This window comes from Pseudaquabacterium pictum (genome assembly GCF_005403045.1).
GTDB lineage: Bacteria > Pseudomonadota > Gammaproteobacteria > Burkholderiales > Burkholderiaceae_C > Pseudaquabacterium > Pseudaquabacterium pictum.
In genome coordinates this window covers 241,225-260,590 of sequence record NZ_BJCL01000002.1, presented here as the reverse complement: position 1 = coordinate 260,590, position 19,366 = coordinate 241,225, and the positions used below count along the sequence as shown (strand labels likewise).

The window sequence follows — 19,366 nt, the reverse complement described above, 5'->3', positions numbered from 1 at the left end:
GCGCTTGACCACCCGCCACGCCCTGCGCGACGACCCGCGGCCACCGCCGCCCGCGCCGCGGCTGCTGCCGCTGGCCGTGCCGCTGTTCGCCGAGATGGCGCTGGCCATCGGCATGGGCCTGGTGGGCACGGTGCTGGCGGCCCGCCTGGGCGATGCCCAGGGCGCGGCCTTCGCCCTGGTCAACCAGGTGCTGGCGATGCTGTTCGTGTTCTTCCGCATCATCGGTGCCGGGGTGGGTGTGGTGGTGGCGCAGGCGCTGGGCGGCAACAAGCGTGCCGCGGCCGATGCCGCGGCGCGGGCCGCCTGGGGCGCCAGCAGCTGGATCGGCGGCATCTGCATGCTGCTGGCCGCGGTGTTGGCCGCGCCGCTGCTGGGCGTGATGAATGCGCCGCCCGAGGTGCTGCCGCTGGCCGTGCCGCTGCTGCAGTGGATGGCGCCGGCCGTGCTGCTGGATGCCTGGAACAGCACCGCCGCCAGCGTGCTGCGCTCGCACCTGCATGCCCGGCCGACGATGGTGGTCAACATCACCATGCAGGTGGTGCACCTGGCGCTGGCCGTGCCGCTGATGGGTGGCGCCTTCGGCTGGGACGGCCTGGGCCTGGCCGGCTATGCGCTGGCCCTGCTGGCCGCCCGCACGCTGGGGCTGGTCCTGTTCCTGCAGGCCTGGCACACCCGGCTGGGCGGTGTGCCCACCGGCGCCGACTGGTGGCAGTGGCGGCAGCGCGCGCTGGCGCCGGTGTTGCACATCGGCCTGCCGGGCGCGGCCGAGAACGTGGCCTGGCGCGCCGCCTATGTCTTCAGCATCTCGGTGGTGGGCAGCATGGGCACGCTGGCACTGGCCACCCATGCCTACACCATGCAGCTGATCCACTTCATCCTGCTGTTCGCCGCCACGCTGGGGCTGGCGGCCGAGATCATGGTGGGCCACCTGGTGGGCGCCGGCCGGCTGCACCAGGCCAACGCGCTGGTGCGCCGGCTGCTGGGCCGCGGCCTGCTGATGGCGCTGGCCGTCTCGCTGGTGGTGGCGCTGGCCGGGCGCTGGCTGATGGGCTGGTTCACCGCCGATGCGCAGATCATCGCCGCCGGCGCCACCCTGCTGTGGCTGACCATCGCCCTGGAGACCGGCCGCACCTTCAACCTGGTGCTGGTGAATGCGCTGCGCGCCGCGGGCGATGCCCGCTTTCCGGTGCAGGCCGGCGCGGTGAGCTTTGCGCTGGTGATGGCCGGCGGCAGCTGGCTGCTGGGCGCCCACCTCGGCTGGGGGCTGGTGGGTGTGTGGGTCGCCTATGCGGCTGACGAGTGGCTGCGCGGCCTGCTCAACTGGTGGCGCTGGTCCCGTCTGGGCTGGCTGCCGGCCGCACGCCAGATGCACCGGCGGCTGCACCAGAGCGGCCGCTTCCGCTGACCGCTTGTGGACACGACATCCAGGAGACATGCCCATGCCGACCCCGCCCCCCACCGTCACGCCGCGCCTGGCGGCCACCACCCTGATCCTGCGCGATGGCGCTGCCGGCCCCGAGGTGCTGATGGTGCGCCGCTCGATGCAGGCCAGCTTCATGCCCGGGGCCTATGTGTTTCCCGGCGGCGCGGTGGATGCGGCCGACGGCGATGCCGCCCATCTGGCCCGCCTGGACGAGCCGCTGGCCGTGCTGCAGCAGCGCATCGGCGGGGTGACCGGCGTCGGCGACCAGGCCGGCGCCTTCGCCGTGGCCGGGCTGCGGGAATGCTTCGAGGAGTGCGGCCTGTGGCTGGGCGCGCCCGACGACCACCTGCCGCCCGCCGGCTGGGCGCCGCTGCGCGCGCGCCTGCATGCCGGCACCACGCTGGCCGCGCTGGCCACCGAGGCCGGCCTGCCGCTGGCCACCAGCGGGCTGCAGCCCTGGAGCCGCTGGGTCACGCCGGCCGGCCTGCCCAAGCGCTTCGACACCCTGTTCCTGGTGGCAAGGGCGCCAATCGGTCAGTTGCCCGAGGTCGATGCCGGCGAGACCACCACGCTGGCCTGGGTGCAGCCCGCCGCGGCGCTGGACGCCCGCAGCCGGGGTGAATTCCAGATGGAGTTCGCCACCGTGGCCACGGTGCAGTCGCTGGTGCCGTTTGCCAGCGTGGCCGCGCTGCTGGACCATGCCGCCGCCCAGACAGCGCTGCCGGCCATCCATCCGCGGGTGACTTTCAATGCCGAGGGCAGGATCAGCGGCGTGTTGCTGCCCGGCCAGTCGGGCTACGACAGCGCCTGGGCGGGCTGAGCCCGGTCAGAGATCGACCAGCCGGCTCAACTCGCCGGTTTCCAGCCGTTGCAGCAGGCCGCGCAGGGTGGTGGCGCTGGCGGCGTCACGGGCGTTGTCCAGCGCGTCCTGCAGCACCTCGCGGATGTGGGCGCCGCCCACCAGTTCCATGTCCCAGTCGGGGAACAGGCGCTCACGCACCTCTTCGCTGGTGTCCAGGGTCACCAGGTCGACATGGCGCGGGTCGGCCTCGAGGTGGGCCATCAGCGCCTGGATGTTGTCGCGCGGGCCTTCCAGCCACTGGAAGAAGATGCCGCTGCCGAACACCAGCAGGCCGGTGATGCCCTGCGCCGGGTTGCGGCGGCGGGCGCTGCGGATGATGCCGTGCACCGCCTCGTCATCGACACCAGGCGTGGCGCGGCTGCAGTAGACCAGCTGGTAGAGCAGCGGCTCGACATGGCCGGCGCGTGGTTCATCCAGCGGGGGGCGTGGGGCGGCGCTCATGACAGTGGCTTCTCCAGCAGATGCCACGCAGCCAATCCGCGTTGTGCAGGCGCGCCAGCATAGCGCATGGCCCGCCGCAAGCCGCGGGCGGGCGTGCCGGTCAGCCGCCGTGGAACTGCGCGAAGCTGTCCACCGCCGCCCGTTCCGAGCGCAGCCCGTTGATCGGATGATCGGGGTTGCGCCAGCCAATGGCCATGCCAGTGAACAGCATGCGCTCGGGCGGGATGCCGATGAAGTCGCCGATGGTCTTGGGGTAGACGGCCCAGCATTCCTGGGCGCAGCTGTCCAGGCCCTGCTCGCGCAGCAGCAGCATCAGGCTTTGCAGGAACATGCCGCAGTCGCTCCACTGCGGCGGGCCCATGCGGCGGTCGATGCTGCAGAACAGCGCCACCGGCGCACCGAAGAACTGGTAGTTGCGCGCAAACCACTGCAGCCGCTTGGCCTTGTCCTCGCGCGGGATGCCCAGGCGGGCGTACATGTCCTCGCCGATCTTGAAGCGGTAGTCGCGGTGCGGCGCCACCAGTTCCTTGGGGTAGATGTCGTACTCGGGCGACTCGCTCTTGTCGCCGGCGGCCACCTCGGCCAGGCGGCGCTGCATGATGGCCTTCAGTTCGTCCAGCTTGGCGCCGGTGACGACATCGATGCGCCAGGGCTGCACATTCCCGCCAGACGGTGAGCGCGAGGCGGTCGCCAGCACCTGGCGGATGGTGGCCATCGGCACCGGGTCGGGCAGGAAATCGCGCACCGACAGGCGGGTGTCGAGGGCTTCGGTGACGGTCTTGGCGGGTGTGGTCATGGGGATGCTTTCATTCAGCGGAGGTCGGTGACCACTTTCCAGCGGCCGTCCTGGATCTGGCTGAGCCGCGACAGGTTCGAGCCCAGCCGCTTGGTGGCGGTGAAGGTCAGCGGCGGCGTGCCGAAGATGTCGGTCGGCACCTCGCCCATGGTCTCCATGGCCTTGATGAAGCTGTCGGTCGTCAGGTTCGGGCCGGCCTTCAGCGCGGCCTTGATGAAGATGTCCATCGTGCTGTAGCCGCCGGTGGAATAGGTGCTGGGATCATCGCCGAACTTGGTCTTGTACTTGTTGGCCCAGAAGCGCAGCGGCTGGTTGTCCAGGTCGGTGTACGGGAAGTGCTGGGTGCTGACGGCGTAGTAGCCGTCCATCGCCTTGCCGCCCAGCTTGTGGATCAGGTCGGTGTAGCTGGCCTGCGAGCCCACGATGGTGGGCGACCAGCCGATCTTGCGGGCCTCGCCGATGGCGCCGATGGTCTCGCGCACGATGGTGCCCAGCACCAGGAAGTCGCAGTTGCTGGCCTTGAGCCGCGCGATCTGGCTGGAGAAATCGGTGGCGCCGCGCTTGTAGGTGGTCTTCTCGCCCATGGCCACGCCGATGTCCTTCAGGCCGGCCTCGGCGCCCTTGACCACCTCCAGGCCGTAGTCGTCGTCCTGGTACAGGGTGCAGGCGTTCTTGGCGGCCTTCTCCTTGTAGAGCTTGGCCACGTTCATGCGCATGGTGTCGTGGTACGAGGCCACGCTGGCGAACTTGAGCTTGTGCACCGGCTCGAACATCTCGCGCCCGGCCGACAGCGGCATGAAGTTGATGACGTTCTTTTCGAACATCACCGGCATGGAGGCGTTGTTCATCGGCGTGCCGATGTGCGAGGCGATCAGGAACACCTTGTCCTGGTTCACCAGCTTCTGCGTGGCCAGCACCGCGCGCTTGGGGTCGTAGGCGTTGTCCTCGACCAGCAGCTTGATCTTGCGGCCGTGGATGCCGCCCTGCTCGTTGATCTCGTCCACCCGCAATTGCAGGCCGTTGCGCGCCGCCTTGCCGTAGGCCGCCACCGGGCCCGACAGATCCTGGATGGTGGCGATCACGATCTCGGTCTTGCTCACGCCCTGGGTGGCCTGGGCCAGCGCCGGACCGGCCAGCACGGCCAGGCCGGCAGCCATGCAGGCGGTCAAGGTCAAGCGGCGGGGCAGGGCAGGCATGGTGTCTCCGGGATGTTCGGCCAAGGCAATCGGCGCAGTGTGGCCATGGCCGCAGGCGGCCGCCATCGTCGGTTCAGACGATCAGCCGGCAGCCGGGCGGCGATCAGCCAATTCCCGCAAGACGCCCCGGTGGCGGGGCCACACCATGCGGTCTCCACGGTCTGAGGTCTGCCCATGTCCCTGCCAGACGCCCCGCCGGCGCCCCACTACTTCACCGATGCCCATGTGCAGTTCCGCGACAGCCTGCGTGACTGGGTGGCGCGCGAGATCACGCCGCATGCCACCGCCTGGGACGAGGCCGGCGGCTTCCCGCGCGAGCTGTACAAGAAGGCCTCGGCCATCGGCCTGCTGGGCCTGGACTATGCCGAGGCCCACGGCGGCACGCCGGCCGACCTGTTCTACCACCTGATCCTCAGCGAGGAACTGGCGAGGGCCGGCGCCGGCGGCGTGTCGGCCAGCCTGATGTCGCACAGCATCGGCCTGCCGCCGATCAAGAACTTCGGCAGCCCGGCGCTGCAGGCGCGGGTGATCCCGCCGGTGCTGGCCGGCGAGAAGATCGCCGCGCTGGCGGTCACCGAGCCCTCGGGCGGCTCGGACGTGGCGGCACTCAAGACCACCGCCGTGCGTCAATCCGACAGTTCGGGCGACCACTACATCGTCAACGGCGAGAAGGTCTTCATCACCTCGGGCATGCGCGCCGACTTCATCACCGCCGCGGTGCGCACCGACCCGGCCAGCAAGGGCGCCAACGGCATCTCGGCGCTGCTGATCGAGGGCGACATGCCGGGCCTCACCCGCACCAAGCTCGACAAGATGGGCTGGTGGGCCAGCGACACGGCGCATCTGCGCTTCGACAACGTGCGGGTGCCGGTGGCCAACCTGATCGGCGAGGAGCACAAGGGCTTCAAGACCTTCATGACCAACTTCAACGGCGAGCGCCTGGGCATGGCCGCGCAGGCCGTGGCCTATGCCCAGGTCTGCTTCGACGAGGCACTGGACTGGGCCCGCCAGCGCAGCACCTTCGGCGCGCCGCTCTCCGAGCGGCAGGTGATCCGCCACAAGCTGATGGACATGCTGCGCGCGATCGACGTGGCCCGCTGCCATGTCTACGACCTGGCCTGGGCCCAGCAGCACGACCATGGCGACCCCAACCTGCGGGTGGCCCGCATCGCCATGGCCAAGGTGGAGAGCACCCGCTGCATGCAGTTCTGTGCCGACAGCGCGGTGCAGATCCTCGGCGGCATGGGCTTCATGCGCGGCACCAAGAGCGAGCGCATCTACCGCGAGGTCAAGGTCATGATGATCGGCGGCGGGTCGGAAGAAATCATGAAGGACCTGGCCGCAAGGCAACTGGGCATCTGAACGAAAGCAACCATGGCTGTCATCGACTCCACCATCTCCACCGGCAGCGAGACCTTCGCCGCCAACCGCGACGGCATGCTCGCGCTGATCGGCAAGATCCGCGAGGCCGAAGGCCGCGCGGTGGCCGCCAGCGGCGCCTCGCGCCAGCGCTTCGAATCCCGCGGCCAGCTGCTGCCGCGCGACCGCATCGCGCTGCTGCTGGACCCCGGCTCGCCGTGGCTGGAGATCGCCACCCTGGCCGGCTACGGGCTGGACACGCCGGACGAGAGCAAGACCGTGCCCGGTGGCGGCGTGATCGGCGGCATCGGCTTCGTGTCCGGCATCCGCTGCATGATCGCCGCCAGTGATTCCGGCATCGACGCCGGCGCCATGCAGGCCGGCGGCCTGGAGAAGGCGCTGCGCATCCAGGAGCTGGCGCTGGAGAACCGCCTGCCGTATGTGCAACTGGTCGAATCTGCCGGCGCCAACCTGCTGAAGTACCGGGTGGAAGGCTTCGTGCGTGGCGGCAGCCTGTTCCGCAACCTGGCGCTGATGTCGGCTGCGGGCCTGCCGGTGGTCACCGTCACCCATGGCTCGTCCACTGCCGGTGGCGCCTACCAGACCGGCTTGAGCGACTACATCATCATGGTGCGCGGCCGCAGCCGGGCCTTCCTGGCCGGCCCGCCGCTGCTGAAGGCCGCCACCGGTGAAGTGGCGACGGAAGAGGAACTGGGCGGCGCCGAGATGCACACCACCATCAGCGGCCTGGGCGACTACATGGCCGAGGACGACCGCGACGCGCTGCGCATCGCCCGCGAGGTGATGGGCCAGATCGACTGGCCGCATGAACGTGCGGCCGCCCGCCCGTTCCAGCCGCCGCGCTACGACAGCGAGGAGCTGCTGGGCATCATGCCGATGGACCACAAGCGGCCGGTGGACATGAAGCAGGTGATCGCCCGCATCGTCGATGGCAGCGAGTTCCTGGAGTTCAGCGCCGACTACGGCAGCGCCACCGTCTGCGGCCATGCCCGCATCGAGGGCCATGCGGTGGGCATCATCACCAACAACGGCCCGATCGACAACGCCGGCGCGGCCAAGGCCACCCACTTCATCCATGCCTGCTGCCAGAGCGGCACGCCCATCGTCTACCTGCAGAACACCACCGGCTACATGGTGGGCCGGCAGTATGAAGAGCGCGGCATGATCAAGCAGGGCAGCGGCATGATCCAGGCGGTGGCCAGCGCCAACGTGCCGCAGATCACCGTGCAATGCGGCGCCAGCTTCGGCGCCGGCAACTACGGCATGTGCGGCCGCGGCTTCGCGCCGCGCTTCTGCTTCAGCTGGCCCAATGCCAAGACGGCGGTGATGGGCGGTGAGCAGGCCGCCGGCACCATGGCCATCGTCACCGAGGCGGCGATGAAGCGCAAGGGCGAAGTCGACCACGCCAAGATCGAGCAGCTCAAGGCCGGCATCCAGCAGCGCTTCGACAGCCAGATGAGCGTGTTCACCACCAGCGCGCTGGGCCTGGACGATGGCGTGATCGACCCGCGCCACACCCGCGCCGTGCTGGCCCTGACGCTGGCCACCTGCCGCGAGGCCGATGCGCGCCGCCCGCGGCCGATGCAGTTCTCCGTCTCCCGTCCCTGATCTCCCCGAGGCACCCACCATGCTGAACCAGCTCACCCCCGAGCACGACGCCCTGCGCGCCACCACCAAGCGCTTCATCGCCGAGAAGGTGAACCCATTTGTCGACCAGTGGGAGGCCGACGAGATCTTCCCGGCCCACCAGGTGTTCAAGGGCATGGGCGACCTGGGCCTGCTGGGCCTGGACAAGCCGGTGGAGAACGGCGGCAGCGGCCTGGACTACAGCTATGCCGCGGTGTTTGCCGAGGCGCTGGCCGACATCAACTGCGGCGGCATCCCGATGGCCACCGGCGTGCAGACCGACATGGCCACGCCGGCCCTGGCGCGGCGCGGCAGCGCCGAGCTGCGCGCCGAGTTCCTGGCACCCGCCATCAGCGGCGACATGGTGGCCTGCCTGGGTGTCAGCGAGGTGGGCAGTGGCAGCGATGTCGCCAGCATCAAGACCAAGGCCCGCAAGGATGGGGACGACTACATCATCAACGGCGGCAAGATGTGGACCACCAACGGCACGCAGGCCGATTTCTGCTGCGTGCTGGCCAACACCAGCGAGGGCGCCAGCCACAAAAACAAGACGCTGATCATCGTGCCGATGAAGACGCCCGGCGTCAGCGTGGCGAAGAAGCTGAAGAAGGTGGGCATGGATGCCAGCGACACCGCGCAGCTGCACTTCGACGATGTGCGCGTGCCACAGCGCTACCGCATCGGCGAAGAGGGCATGGGCTTCATGTACCAGATGGAGCAGTTCCAGATCGAGCGGCTGTGGGGCGCGCTGAACTGCGGCGCCATGGCCCAGCGCGCCATCGACCACACCATCACCTACACCCGCGAGCGCCAGGCCTTCGGCCGCAGCATCCTCGACAACCAGTGGGTGCACTACAAGCTGGCCGAGCTGCAGACCGAGGTGGAAGCCCTGCGCAGCCTGGCTTGGCGCGGCGTGGAGATGGTGGTCAAGGGTGAAGATGCCACCAAGCTGGCCACCATGGCCAAGCTGAAGGCTGGCCGCACCATCCGCGAGGTGACCGACGGCTGCCTGCAGTTCTGGGGCGGCATGGGCTATGTGATGGACAGCCCGATCAGCCGCATGTGGCGGGATGGCCGGCTCACCAGCATCGGCGGCGGCGCCGACGAGGTGATGCTGCAGATCCTGTGCAAGTTCATGGGCACCTTCCCCACCGGCCGTTGAAGGCGAGGGCAATCCGATGTCATTCACCAAGATCCTGATCGCCAACCGCGGCGAAATCGCGCTGCGCGTGCTGCGCAGCGCCCATGCCCTGGGCTACCAGACGGTGGCGGTGTACTCCACCGCCGATGCCGGTGCCCGCCATGTGCTGGAGGCCGACCAGGCCGTGTGCATCGGCGAACCGCTGCCGCGCCAGAGCTACCTGAACATCCCGGCCATCATCGATGCCGCCCGCCAGAGCGGTGCCGATGCGGTGCACCCGGGCTACGGCTTCCTGGCCGAGAACGAGGACTTCGCCGCCGCCTGCCGCGACGCCGGCCTGGTGTTCATTGGCCCGTCGCCCGAGGCGATCAAGGCCATGGGCGACAAGGCCGGCGCCAAGGCGCTGATGGCCGCGGCCGGCGTGCCAGTCATCCCGGGTTACCAGGGCGAAGACCAGTCGGCCGAACGGCTGGCCGCCGAGGCCGCCAGCATCGGCTGGCCGGTGATGATCAAGGCCACGGCCGGCGGCGGTGGGCGTGGCATGCGCCGGGTCGACCGGGCCGCCGACTTTGCCGGGGCGCTGCAAAGCGCCCAGAGCGAGGCGCTGGGCGCCTTCGGCGATGCCACCGTGATCCTGGAGCGGGCGCTGATCGCCCCGCGCCACATCGAGATCCAGGTGTTCGCCGACCGCCACGGCAACGCCCTCCACCTGGGCGAGCGGGATTGCTCGGTGCAGCGCCGCCACCAGAAGGTGATCGAGGAGGCACCGTCACCGGCGGTGGATGCCGCGCTGCGTGCCCGCATGGGCGAGGTGGCGGTCAAGGCGGTGAAGGCCATCGGCTACGAGGGCGCCGGCACGCTGGAGTTCCTGCTCGACAGCCGGGGTGAATTCTTCTTCATGGAGATGAACACCCGGCTGCAGGTGGAGCATCCGGTCACCGAGGCCATCACCGGGCTCGACCTGGTCGACTGGCAGCTGCGCGTGGCCGCCGGTGAGCCGCTGCCGCTGGCGCAGCAGCAGATCACCTTCCACGGCCATGCCATCGAGGTGCGGCTGTGCGCCGAAGACCCGCGCCAGAGCTTCATGCCGCAGAGCGGCCGCATGCTGGGTTGGCAGATGCCCACCGACCTGCGGGTGGAGCATGCGCTGCGCCCGGGCGACGAGATCCCGCCGTTCTACGACTCGATGATCGCCAAGCTGGTGGCCCATGGCGCCAACCGGGCCGAGTCCCTGCGCCGGCTGCAGCGCGGCCTGCGCCAGGCGGTGGCGCTGGGCGTGGCCACCAACCAGGCCTTCCTGCTGCAGTGCATCGGGCACCCGGTGTTCGCCGCTGGCGGCGCCACCACCGCGTTCATCGGTGACCACCAGGATGCGCTGCTCGGCCCGCTGGGCACCGAGGGCGATGCCACGCTGCGCCGCCGGGTGGCGGCGCTGGGCGCGCTGCTGCTGCACCACAGCGCCGGCGCGGTGGCCCAGGCCAGCCCGCTGGCCCACCGCCTGCCCACGCTGCAGCGCTTCACCCTGGACGGTGTGGCGGTGCAGGGCGCGCTGGTGCAGGCCGGCCCGCAGCACTTCAGCAGCCGGCTGAACGGCGACGACAGCCAGCTGCAGGTGCTGCTGCATGCCGACGGCAGCGGCCACGGGCGCGCGCGGGTGCTGGTCGACGGCCTGGCCGAGACGGTGGTGTGGCAGCGTGACGGCGCCACCCTGCACCTGGCCCTGGCCGGCCGCGCCTGGGTGGTGCAGGACCTCAGCCGCGCCGTGGCCGCCCGCGGCGGTGAAGGCGCCAGCGACGGCAAGCTGCGCGCCAGCATGAACGGCCGTGTCGTGGCGGTGCAGGTGGCCGTGGGCGACCGGGTGGCCGCCGGCCAGCCGATGCTGACGCTGGAGGCGATGAAGATGGAGCATGTGCATGCCGCGCCGATCGCCGGCGTGGTGGCGGCGCTGCATGTCAGCCTGGGCGAGCAGGTGGGCTCGCACCGTGTGGTGGCCGAGGTGGTGGCCGACCCGGCGGCAGGCGCGGCCGCGCAGGCGGGTTGACGAGCCTGTGGGGGAGACCCCACATGGCCAGGTTCAAGTTTCCCGACAGCATGCCGAAAAAGACCTGATGTACAAGTTCTCCAACATCGGCATCGGCACCCGCCTGGGCCTCAGTTTCGCCAGCGTGCTCGTGCTGCTGGTCCTCATCGCCACCCTCGGCATGCTGCAGTTGCGCGAGATCGGCGTGCTCCATGCCAAGCGGGCCGACCTCGCCGAACACGCCACCAGCATCGAGCGCTGGCAGGGCGCCGTCACCCTGAACCTGACCCGCGCCCTGGGCGTGGGCGCCTCGGGCTACCACCCGGCCACCGTCGCCTTCCTCGAGCCGCCGATGAAGGAGACCTCCGAGGCCATCACCAAGCTGCAGGAGCGGGTCAACCAGTCGCTGACCGGGCCGGAGGAGCGGGCGATGCTCGACGAGATCGGCGCGCGCCGCAAGGCCTATGTCGAGGCCCGGGCCAAGGCCGCGGCCGCCTTCAAGGAAGGCCGTGCCGAAGACGGCAACCGCATCGTCAGCGGACCGATGACCGACGGCGCCAAGGCCTACAAGGACGCCATCGCCGCGCTGCAGGCCCATGTGCAGGCCGCTGCCGATGCCATGGAACTGGCCGCCAGCCAGCGCGCCAGCCTGGCGCAGACGCTGATGCTGGCGCTGTCGGTGCTGGCCCTGGCGCTGGGCAGCGGCCTGGCCTGGGCCATCACCCGCTCGGTCACCCACCCGCTGCGCCAGGCGGTCGACATCGCCGAGCGCATCGCCGCCAAGGACCTGTCGTCGCCGCCTGCGGTGGTGCGCCGCGGCGACGAGATCGGCACCTTGCAGCAGGCCCTGGGCCAGATGCAGGGCAGCCTGGTCGAGATGGTGCGGGAGATCCGCGCCGGCACGGCCGGCGTGGCCACGGCCAGCGCCGAGATCGCCTCGGCCAGCACCGACCTGAGCCAGCGCACCGAGGAGACGGCGGGCTCGCTGCAGCAGACCGCGAGCGCGATGGAGCAGATCACCGCCACCGTGGCCCAGACTTCGGATTCGGCGCGTGCCGCCAACCAGCTCGCGGCCTCGGCCAGCGACGTGGCCGGGCGCGGCGGCGAGATGGTCGACCAGGTGGTGCGCACCATGGAATCCATCCATGCCAGCAGCCGGCAGATCGGCGACATCATCGGCACCATCGACGGCATCGCCTTCCAGACCAACATCCTGGCGCTGAACGCGGCGGTGGAAGCCGCGCGGGCTGGCGAGCAGGGCCGCGGCTTTGCCGTGGTGGCGGCCGAGGTGCGCAGCCTGGCCCAGCGCAGCGCCGAGGCGGCCAAGCAGATCAAGAGCCTGATCGGCACCAGCGTGGACCGGGTGGAATCGGGCTCGCGCCTGGTCGGTGATGCCGGCGGCACCATGGCCGAGATCGTGGCCAGCGTGCGCCGGGTCAGCGACATCATCGGCGAGGTGATGTCGGCCGCCAACGAGCAGAGCCAGGGCATCGCCCAGGTCAATGACTCGGTGGCCACGCTGGACCAGATGACGCAGCAGAACGCCGCGCTGGTGGAGCAGAGCGCCGCAGCGGCCGAGTCGCTGAAGGACCAGTCAGACCGCTTGGCGGCCCTGGTGTCGACCTTCCGGCTGGCGGCCTGAGCGCCGCGGGGCGCTCAGCGCCCGGCGATGCCCAGCAGTTCCACGTCGAAGGTGAGCGTGGCGTTGGGCGGGATCACCCCGCCGGCGCCGCGTTCACCATAGGCGATGGCCGGCGGGCAGGTCAGGCGGGCGCTGCCGCCCACCTTGAGCAGCTGCACGCCTTCGGTCCAGCACTTGATGACGCGGTTGAGCGGAAACTCCAGCGGCTGGCCGCGGCTGTAGGAGCTGTCGAACTCCTTGCCCTTGTCCTTGCCATCGGCGAGGGTGCCGCGGTAGTGCACCTTCACCGTGTCGGTGGCGGTCGGGCTGGGCCCGGTGCCGGCCTTGATCAGCTTGAACACCAGGCCACTGCTGGTGGTGACGGTGGCGCCGGCGTCGGTGGGCGGCGTCGGGGCGGCGCTGGTCTGGGCGGCCGTCAGCAGCGGCAGCAGCAGGGCGGTGGTGGCGAGCAGGCGGGGCAGCGTCATCGGGTGCGGTCGGTGAAGTGGTTCCGGGTACCGGATGATCGCACTGCCGCGTGTCGGCTCAGCGGTAGAGGCCGACCTGCGCCGGCAGGTCCCAGTCGGCCGGCACGGTGATCGGCATCTCCAGCAGCAGTTGCGCCATGCCCTTGCCCAGCGGGTCCAGCCGCAGCGAGGCCGGGCCGCCGCCGTCCAGCGCCTGGTGCATGACCAGGTTCATCGCGTGCAGGCCGGGCAGGTGGTGGCGGTCGACGCGGCCCTTGACCATGTGGGCGAACCAGTCCTGCACCCGTTCGGGCGTCACCTGCGCCCACAGCAGCGGCAGCCATTCGGGCCGGCGGGCGATCAGGCCGATGTTGGAGATGTCGCCCTTGTCGCCGCTGCGGCCCCAGGCCAGGCGCACCAGCGGCACGGTCTGGGTGGCACCGGCGGGCGCTTTCCAGGCGGCGGGGTCGGGCAGGGGGGCAGGCGCTGCCAGCGGGCGGGCGGTGGTGGCCATCGGCACGGCGATGGCCTGGTCGCCCAGCTTGACCACCGGCTGCACCGCGCTGCGCGGGATCAGGAAGGCACACGGCACGATGTGTGGCGACACGCTGCCGCGGCCGCCGCCGGGCCCGGTGGTGCCGGGCGACCAGCTGGTGCCCGGCGCCGCTTTTTCGCGGGTGAACAGTTCCAGCGCTTCCTTCTTCGGATGGCGCACCGCCACCCGCACGATCACTTCGCGCAGCTGGGCGCTGGTGGCGCGCGGGCCGTACAGCGTCTCGGTGCCGATCACCTCCACCCGGGTGGCGGAGAAATCGCCCCAGCCGCGGGCCAGGATCATCTCGCGGGTGCGCTGCACCAGGCTCTCGCCGGTGCGGCGGGCCTTGGCCACCGCGTCGATGCCGACGATCACCGTCATGCCGTCGCAGCGCCAGCCCACCAGGGTGGTGGCGCTGACCTTCAGCGTCTCGGGCGGCGCGCTGCCGCGCACGCCGGCCACATGCACCCGGTCGGGGCCGGCCTGCACCATCGTCACCTGCCTGAAGTCGCAGGTCACGTCGGGCAGCAGGTAGGCGCCGGGATCGCCGATCTCGTAGAGCAGCTGTTCGCCCACCGTGGCCGGGCTCACCAGGCCGCCGGTGCCGGGCACCTTGGTGACGGTGAAGCTGCCGTCCTCGGCGCATTCGACGATGGGGTAGCCGATGTGGGTCCAGTCGGGCACGGTGTCCCAGTCGGTGAACAGGCCGCCGGTGGCCTGGCAGCCGCATTCGATGATGTGGCCGGCCAGGCTGGCGCCGGCCAGGCGGTCGAAGTCGGTCATCGACCAGCCGAAGTGGTGGATCAGCGCGCCCAGGGTCACCGCGCTGTCGACGCTGCGGCCGGTGATCACGATGTCGGCCCCGGCATCCAGCGCGCGGGCGATGGGCTCGGCGCCCAGGTAGGCATTGGCGCTCAGCAGGTTGGCCGGCACCGGCTGGCTGCCGACCAGGTCGACCAGCGTGCCGCCGGCGGCCTCGCGCAGCGCCGGCAGGGCGGCGCGCACATCATCCCCCTCGACGATGGCGATCTTCACTGACAGCCCCAGCTCGTCGGCCACCTTGGCCAGTGCCCGGGCGCAGGCCTGGGGGTGGATGCCGCCGGCATTCGTCACCACCTTGATGCCGCGTTTCACCACCTCGGGCAGCACCTGCCGCATCACCGGGTCGACGAAGTCGGTGGCGAAGCCGGCCTCGGGGTTCTTGCGCTGGGCCGCGGCCAGGATGGCCATGGTGGTCTCGGCCAGGTAGTCGAACACCAGCACGTCGATCAGGCCGCTGTTGACCAGCTGCGGCGCGCCCAGGCTGCTGTCGCCCCAGAAGCCGGAGGCGCCGCCGATGCGCAACGGGGGGCGGTTGGACGGTGTGGACATGGCAGCTCCTCAAGTTGGTGCGGCAGCCTAAGGGCGGCCGGCCGCCAGTGTCTTGCGGTGATTGGCTGAGCCCGGACACAGAGGCTCCTGAGGAGCCTCTGTGCCTGGCGAAGCGGCCGAGCTCTGCGAGGCCGTGGGTGGGCCTGGGCGGAGAGGCGGCCCCGGGCGGCCCGGTACACTGCAGGGCATCGCTGGCCTGTGGATTTCCACACACCCGGCCGGCCCGCCCGACCGCCTGACCCTCTGCGTCTGCCTCCACCGGCCCACGCCACCCACCCATGTCCGCTGCCGCCCCGGCCTCCGCCCTGTTCGACCTGAAAAGCGCCGCCTGGACGCTGACGGCACTGCGCCTGCAGTCGGCCGACGTGGCGCAGCTGGCCGCCGCGCTGGATGCCCGCTTCGCGGACAGCCCCGGCCTGTTCGACGGCGAGGGCGTGGCCATCGACCTGACCGCGCTGCGCGAGGCCGACGTGGCGCTGGACTTCTCTGCCCTGCTGCCGCAGCTGCGCCGCCACGGCATGCTGCCGGTGGCCGCGATGGGCGGCAGCCCGGCACAGATGGCCGCCGCCCGTGCCGCCGGCCTGGCCGAGGCCCCCGATGCCCCGGCCGCCGCCCGCACCGAGCCGGCCCGCCCGGTGCAGAAGCAGGTGGTGCGCGCCGCGCCGATCGAGGTGGTGCGCGAGGTCGAGGTGATCCGCGAGGTCGAGGTGGTGCGCGAGGTGCCGGCCGAACCCGTCAGCGTGCCGCCGATGGTCATCGACAAGCCGCTGCGCTCGGGCCAGCGGGTCTATGCCAAGGGCGGCGACCTGATCGTGCTGGCGGTGGTCAGCTTCGGCGCCGAGGTCATCGCCGACGGCAACATCCATGTCTATGCACCGCTGCGCGGCCGGGCGATCGCCGGTGCGCGGGGCGATGTCAATGCCCGCATCTACTGCACCTGCCTGGAGCCCCAGCTGGTCTCGGTGGCCGGCATCTACCGCACCACCGAGACGCCGCTGGCCGCCGATGTGCTGGGCAAGCCGGCCCTGGTGCGGCTGGAGGGCGAAAAGATCATCGTCGAGGCGCTGGGCGCCTGACACCTGAGCAATCCACACCAAGAAAGCAACCCTGATGGCCAAGATCATCGTCGTCACGTCCGGCAAGGGCGGGGTGGGCAAGACCACCACCAGCGCCAGTTTCTCCTCGGGCCTGGCCCTGCGCGGCCACAAGACCGCGGTGATCGACTTCGACGTGGGCCTGCGCAACCTCGACCTGATCATGGGCTGCGAGCGGCGGGTGGTCTACGACCTGATCAACGTGATCCACGGCGAGGCCAACCTGCACCAGGCCTTGATCAAGGACAAGCAGTGCGACAACCTCTACGTGCTGGCCGCCAGCCAGACGCGCGACAAGGACGCACTCACCCAGGACGGCGTCGAGAAGGTGCTGAAGGACCTGGCCGAGATGGGATTTGAATACATCGTCTGCGATTCACCCGCCGGCATCGAGACCGGCGCGCTGATGGCCATGCACTTTGCCGACGAGGCGCTGGTGGTGACCAACCCCGAGGTCTCGTCGGTGCGCGACTCGGACCGCATCCTGGGCATGCTCAGCAGCAAGACCAAGCGCGCCATCGAGGGCGGCACGCCGATCAAGGAGCACCTGCTGATCACCCGCTACAACCCCAGCCGGGTCGAGGGCGGCCAGATGTTGAGCCTGACCGACATCCAGGAGATCCTGCGGATCCCGCTGATCGGCGTGATCCCCGAGAGCGAGACGGTGCTGGATGCGTCCAACCAGGGCCTGCCGGCCATCCACCTGAAGACCACCGACGTGAGCGAGGCCTACAAGGACGTGATCAGCCGCTTCCTGGGCGAGACGGTGCCGATGCGCTTCACCGATTTCGAGAAGCCGGGCTTCTTCAAGCGCCTGTTCGGCGGGAGGTGAGCGGCCATGTCGTTCCTCTCGTTCTTTCTCGGTGAGAAGAAGAAGACCGCCACCGTCGCCAAGGAGCGGCTGCAGATCATCCTGGCGCACGAGCGATCGGGCCGCGGTGCCTCGCGCGCCGACTACCTGCCGCAGCTGCAGGCCGAGCTGGTGGCGGTGATCAGCAAGTACGTGCAGATCTCGGCCAGCGACATCAAGGTCAGCCTGGAGAAGCAGGACAACTTCGAGGTGCTGGAAGTCAAGATCGAATTGCCCGACGCAGTGAAATGACGCCCGCCGCGGCCGGCGATCCCTGCCGCGCCTTCCTGGCCGGCTACCCGGCCGATCTGCTGGACCGGGTGCGCGCCCTGCTGGCCGACGGCAGCCTGGGTGACTGGCTGGACAAGCGCTACCCCGAGGCCCACACCATCCGCACCGACGGCGCGCTGTACGACCATGCGTCGGCGCTGAAGGCGCGCCACCTGCGCAACGCGCCGGCGCTGAACAAGGTGGCCTACGACGGCCGGCTGCAGATCGACCAGCGCGCGCTGGGCACGCTCACCGCCGCCTCCCGGGTGCAGGGTGGCCGCCTGGCCGCCAAGCGTGAGCTGCGGGTGGCCGCCTGCTTCAAGCACGCGCCGGCGGCGATGCTGGACATGATCGTGGTGCACGAGCTGGCGCACCTGAAGGAGCGCGAGCACAACAAGCCGTTCTACGCGCTGTGCGACCACATGCTGCCGGGCTACCACCAGATCGAGTTCGACACCCGGCTGTGGCTGACCTGGCAACAACTGCAGGCGGCGGCCCCGCCATGAACGACTGGCTGGTGCACTGGGGCCTGGAGGCCTGGAAGCCGGCGCTGCGTGCGCTGGTGATGCCGCCGGTGCCGATGCTGCTGCTGGTGTTGCTGGGCCTGGCCCTGGTGCGCCGGCGGCCCGGCTTGGGGCGCAGCCTGGCGGTGCTGGGCGTGCTGGCCACGTGGCTGGTGTGCACGCCCTGGGCCGGCCACCTGCTTCAGCAGGCCCTGACCCGGCCGCCACCGCCGCTGGCGGCCGCGCAGGTGGCCAGCCTCCGGCAGGCGCCCGGCACCGCCATCCTGGTGCTCGGTGCCGGCCGCCGCACGCTGATGCTGGAGTACGGCCAGCCCGACCTGACGCCGCTGACCCTGGAGCGCTTGCGCTACGGCTGGTGGCTGGCCCGCCAGACCGGCCTGCCGCTGGGCTACAGCGGCGGCGTGGGCCATGGCGCCCGCGACGGCGTCACCGAGGCCGATGCGGTGGCGCTGGTGACCGTGCGGGACCACGGCGTGCCCTTGCGCTGGGCCGAAGGCCGCTCGCGCGACACCAACGAGAACGCCCGCTACAGCGTCGCCATGCTGCAGGCCGCCGGCATCACCCGGCTGGTGCTGGTGACCCACGGCTTCCACCAGCAGCGGGCGCTGGCGGCCTTCGGGCGCGCCATCGCCAATTCCGGCCGGCCGATGGCCCTGGTGGCCGCGCCGGTGGGCCTGCGCCCACCGCCGACCCCTGCACTGGGCGACTTCCTGCCCGGCCACGACGGCCTGGCCCACAGCATCTGGGCGGTGCATGAATGGCTGGGCTGGTTGGCCGGGGCCTGACAGCCGCTTCCGGCTGTGGCACGATCCGATCGCCTCAGCTGGACACGGAGCCTTTCATGCGGATGTCGAACTGGTTGGCAGGTGCCGCCACCTGCCTCCTGATGCCGGTGGCGGCAGCGATCGAGTTTCCGAAAGAACTCGACATCTCCGTCCATGTGGCAGATGTCCGCATCAGCCGGGCAGTCGGCACCGTGGCAAGCCACGTCGACCCGGTGCTGGCCCAGGTGACGGACGCGCCGAATTTCGTGCGATCCGACTTCGCCAGCGGCAAACTGCGCGGCAGCGCATTCATCCAGGACGCCTTCGGCGACTTCGTCCTGTCGACCGCGTCACTGGCGGTGGAACTGCGCAACAACTCTGCCGCGGTCCTGTCGCTGGATCCGGGCAAGGTGAAGCTGACGGTCGACGCAACGTTCCAGCACAGCCTGGGCACCGAGAGCCTCGGCACGGTCGGCAACACCCTCGTGGCCAACCTGGCGGCGGTGGTGGTCGACGCTGTCGGCAGCGTGCGGTCCTCCGGCGCGACGAACATCGTCTACCGCTACGCCGACTCGGTCGACGACGCGCCGGCGGATCTGTCGCTGCTGACCGACGTCCAGGGCGGTTTCAGCTTTGCGACCCCGGTGTTCAATGCCGACGAGCTCGCGGTCGACCTGCTGTCGTCGGCGCTGACGGTGCTGCCGGGCGAAACGCTGGCCTTGTCGGTGCTCGTCTCGGGCACCGCCACCGCGTTCGCGTTCTTCGGCGGCACCGGCTTCTCGGCAACCACCGACTTCGGCAACACCGCCTCGCTGCTGCTCGACCTGCCGCCGGGCTTCCAGGTCCGCAGCGATGTGCCGCTGTCCTGGGTGACGACAACCCCCGTGCCGGAGCCGGCGAGCGCGATGCTGCTGGTCGCCGGGCTGGCGCTGCTGTGGCGCCGCCGGGCCGGCCGTGCCCGGGGCGCACCAGCGCCGTGAGCGCG

Annotated in this window: 18 protein-coding genes; 13 read left to right on the top strand and 5 right to left on the bottom strand. The window is 70.6% G+C overall.

Going from position 1 to position 19,366, the window contains the following annotated elements; all coding sequences use genetic code 11:
* The first annotated feature begins 4 nt into the window (after nucleotides 1-4).
* Both FFT10_RS05250 and FFT10_RS05245 read left to right on the top strand, forming a co-directional pair.
* A complete protein-coding gene (locus FFT10_RS05250) occupies nucleotides 5-1,405 on the top strand; it encodes an MATE family efflux transporter (protein WP_228026963.1) in 1,401 nt (466 codons plus the stop codon).
* Nucleotides 1,406-1,439: 34 nt separating this feature from the next.
* On the top strand, nucleotides 1,440-2,243 hold the full coding sequence (locus FFT10_RS05245) for an NUDIX hydrolase (RefSeq protein ID WP_137731728.1): 804 nt from the start codon (nucleotides 1,440-1,442) through the stop codon (nucleotides 2,241-2,243).
* 6 nt (nucleotides 2,244-2,249) lie between these two features.
* On the opposite strand, the gene FFT10_RS05240 is transcribed toward FFT10_RS05245, so the two are convergent.
* The 3 genes from FFT10_RS05240 to FFT10_RS05230 all read right to left on the bottom strand — a co-directional run bounded on the left by FFT10_RS05240 (nucleotide 2,250) and on the right by FFT10_RS05230 (nucleotide 4,718).
* Nucleotides 2,250-2,726, bottom strand: a complete 477-nt coding sequence (locus FFT10_RS05240) for a BLUF domain-containing protein (RefSeq protein WP_137731727.1) — start codon at nucleotides 2,724-2,726, stop codon at nucleotides 2,250-2,252.
* 100 nt (nucleotides 2,727-2,826) lie between these two features.
* On the bottom strand, nucleotides 2,827-3,522 hold the full coding sequence (locus tag FFT10_RS05235; protein ID WP_137731726.1) for a nitroreductase: 696 nt from the start codon (nucleotides 3,520-3,522) through the stop codon (nucleotides 2,827-2,829).
* Between the two features lie 14 nt (nucleotides 3,523-3,536).
* Nucleotides 3,537-4,718 (bottom strand): ABC transporter substrate-binding protein, encoded by a 1,182-nt coding sequence (locus FFT10_RS05230; protein WP_228026962.1) that lies wholly within the window; start codon nucleotides 4,716-4,718, stop codon nucleotides 3,537-3,539.
* Nucleotides 4,719-4,892: 174 nt separating this feature from the next.
* On the opposite strand from FFT10_RS05230, the gene FFT10_RS05225 reads away from it, so the two are divergent.
* From FFT10_RS05225 to FFT10_RS28730, 5 genes are all read left to right on the top strand, one after another.
* Nucleotides 4,893-6,080 carry an acyl-CoA dehydrogenase family protein gene (locus FFT10_RS05225; RefSeq protein ID WP_137731725.1) on the top strand — a complete coding sequence of 396 codons (1,188 nt, stop codon included), beginning with the start codon at nucleotides 4,893-4,895 and terminating at the stop codon, nucleotides 6,078-6,080.
* A gap of 12 nt (nucleotides 6,081-6,092) precedes the next feature.
* Nucleotides 6,093-7,706 (top strand): acyl-CoA carboxylase subunit beta, encoded by a 1,614-nt coding sequence (locus tag FFT10_RS05220; RefSeq protein WP_137731724.1) that lies wholly within the window; start codon nucleotides 6,093-6,095, stop codon nucleotides 7,704-7,706.
* A gap of 19 nt (nucleotides 7,707-7,725) precedes the next feature.
* Nucleotides 7,726-8,886 carry an acyl-CoA dehydrogenase family protein gene (locus FFT10_RS05215; RefSeq protein ID WP_137731723.1) on the top strand — a complete coding sequence of 387 codons (1,161 nt, stop codon included), beginning with the start codon at nucleotides 7,726-7,728 and terminating at the stop codon, nucleotides 8,884-8,886.
* A gap of 16 nt (nucleotides 8,887-8,902) precedes the next feature.
* Entirely contained in the window at nucleotides 8,903-10,906 is a 2,004-nt protein-coding gene (locus FFT10_RS05210; RefSeq protein ID WP_137731722.1) for an acetyl/propionyl/methylcrotonyl-CoA carboxylase subunit alpha, read from the top strand.
* Between the two features lie 67 nt (nucleotides 10,907-10,973).
* Nucleotides 10,974-12,527, top strand: a complete 1,554-nt coding sequence (locus tag FFT10_RS28730) for a methyl-accepting chemotaxis protein (RefSeq protein ID WP_137731721.1) — start codon at nucleotides 10,974-10,976, stop codon at nucleotides 12,525-12,527.
* A 14-nt stretch (nucleotides 12,528-12,541) separates the two neighbouring features.
* Here the strand turns inward: FFT10_RS28730 and FFT10_RS05200 are convergent, their stop codons facing one another.
* Complete coding sequence (locus FFT10_RS05200) at nucleotides 12,542-12,994, bottom strand: FKBP-type peptidyl-prolyl cis-trans isomerase (protein ID WP_137731720.1); 453 nt, start codon at nucleotides 12,992-12,994, stop codon at nucleotides 12,542-12,544.
* 58 nt (nucleotides 12,995-13,052) lie between these two features.
* On the bottom strand, nucleotides 13,053-14,879 hold the full coding sequence (locus tag FFT10_RS05195) for an acyclic terpene utilization AtuA family protein (protein WP_137731719.1): 1,827 nt from the start codon (nucleotides 14,877-14,879) through the stop codon (nucleotides 13,053-13,055).
* 278 nt (nucleotides 14,880-15,157) lie between these two features.
* Here FFT10_RS05195 and minC point away from each other — a divergent pair, with 278 nt between their 5' ends.
* Genes minC through FFT10_RS05165 form a run of 6 tightly spaced genes read left to right on the top strand, consistent with a single transcriptional unit; the run spans nucleotide 15,158 to nucleotide 19,361 of the window.
* Complete coding sequence (minC, locus tag FFT10_RS05190) at nucleotides 15,158-15,955, top strand: septum site-determining protein MinC (protein WP_137731718.1); 798 nt, start codon at nucleotides 15,158-15,160, stop codon at nucleotides 15,953-15,955.
* Between the two features lie 34 nt (nucleotides 15,956-15,989).
* A complete protein-coding gene (gene minD, locus FFT10_RS05185) occupies nucleotides 15,990-16,805 on the top strand; it encodes a septum site-determining protein MinD (protein WP_137731717.1) in 816 nt (271 codons plus the stop codon).
* A 6-nt stretch (nucleotides 16,806-16,811) separates the two neighbouring features.
* Nucleotides 16,812-17,075: a cell division topological specificity factor MinE gene (gene minE / locus FFT10_RS05180; protein ID WP_137731716.1), complete on the top strand. Its 264-nt coding sequence runs from the start codon at nucleotides 16,812-16,814 to the stop codon at nucleotides 17,073-17,075.
* Complete coding sequence (locus FFT10_RS05175) at nucleotides 17,072-17,599, top strand: YgjP-like metallopeptidase domain-containing protein (RefSeq protein ID WP_137731715.1); 528 nt, start codon at nucleotides 17,072-17,074, stop codon at nucleotides 17,597-17,599. Before minE ends, FFT10_RS05175 begins: the two co-directional genes overlap by 4 nt.
* Complete coding sequence (locus FFT10_RS05170; protein WP_137731714.1) at nucleotides 17,596-18,402, top strand: YdcF family protein; 807 nt, start codon at nucleotides 17,596-17,598, stop codon at nucleotides 18,400-18,402. Before FFT10_RS05175 ends, FFT10_RS05170 begins: the two co-directional genes overlap by 4 nt.
* A gap of 56 nt (nucleotides 18,403-18,458) precedes the next feature.
* Nucleotides 18,459-19,361 (top strand): PEP-CTERM sorting domain-containing protein, encoded by a 903-nt coding sequence (locus tag FFT10_RS05165; protein WP_162520696.1) that lies wholly within the window; start codon nucleotides 18,459-18,461, stop codon nucleotides 19,359-19,361.
* Nucleotides 19,362-19,366: the final 5 nt, after the last annotated feature.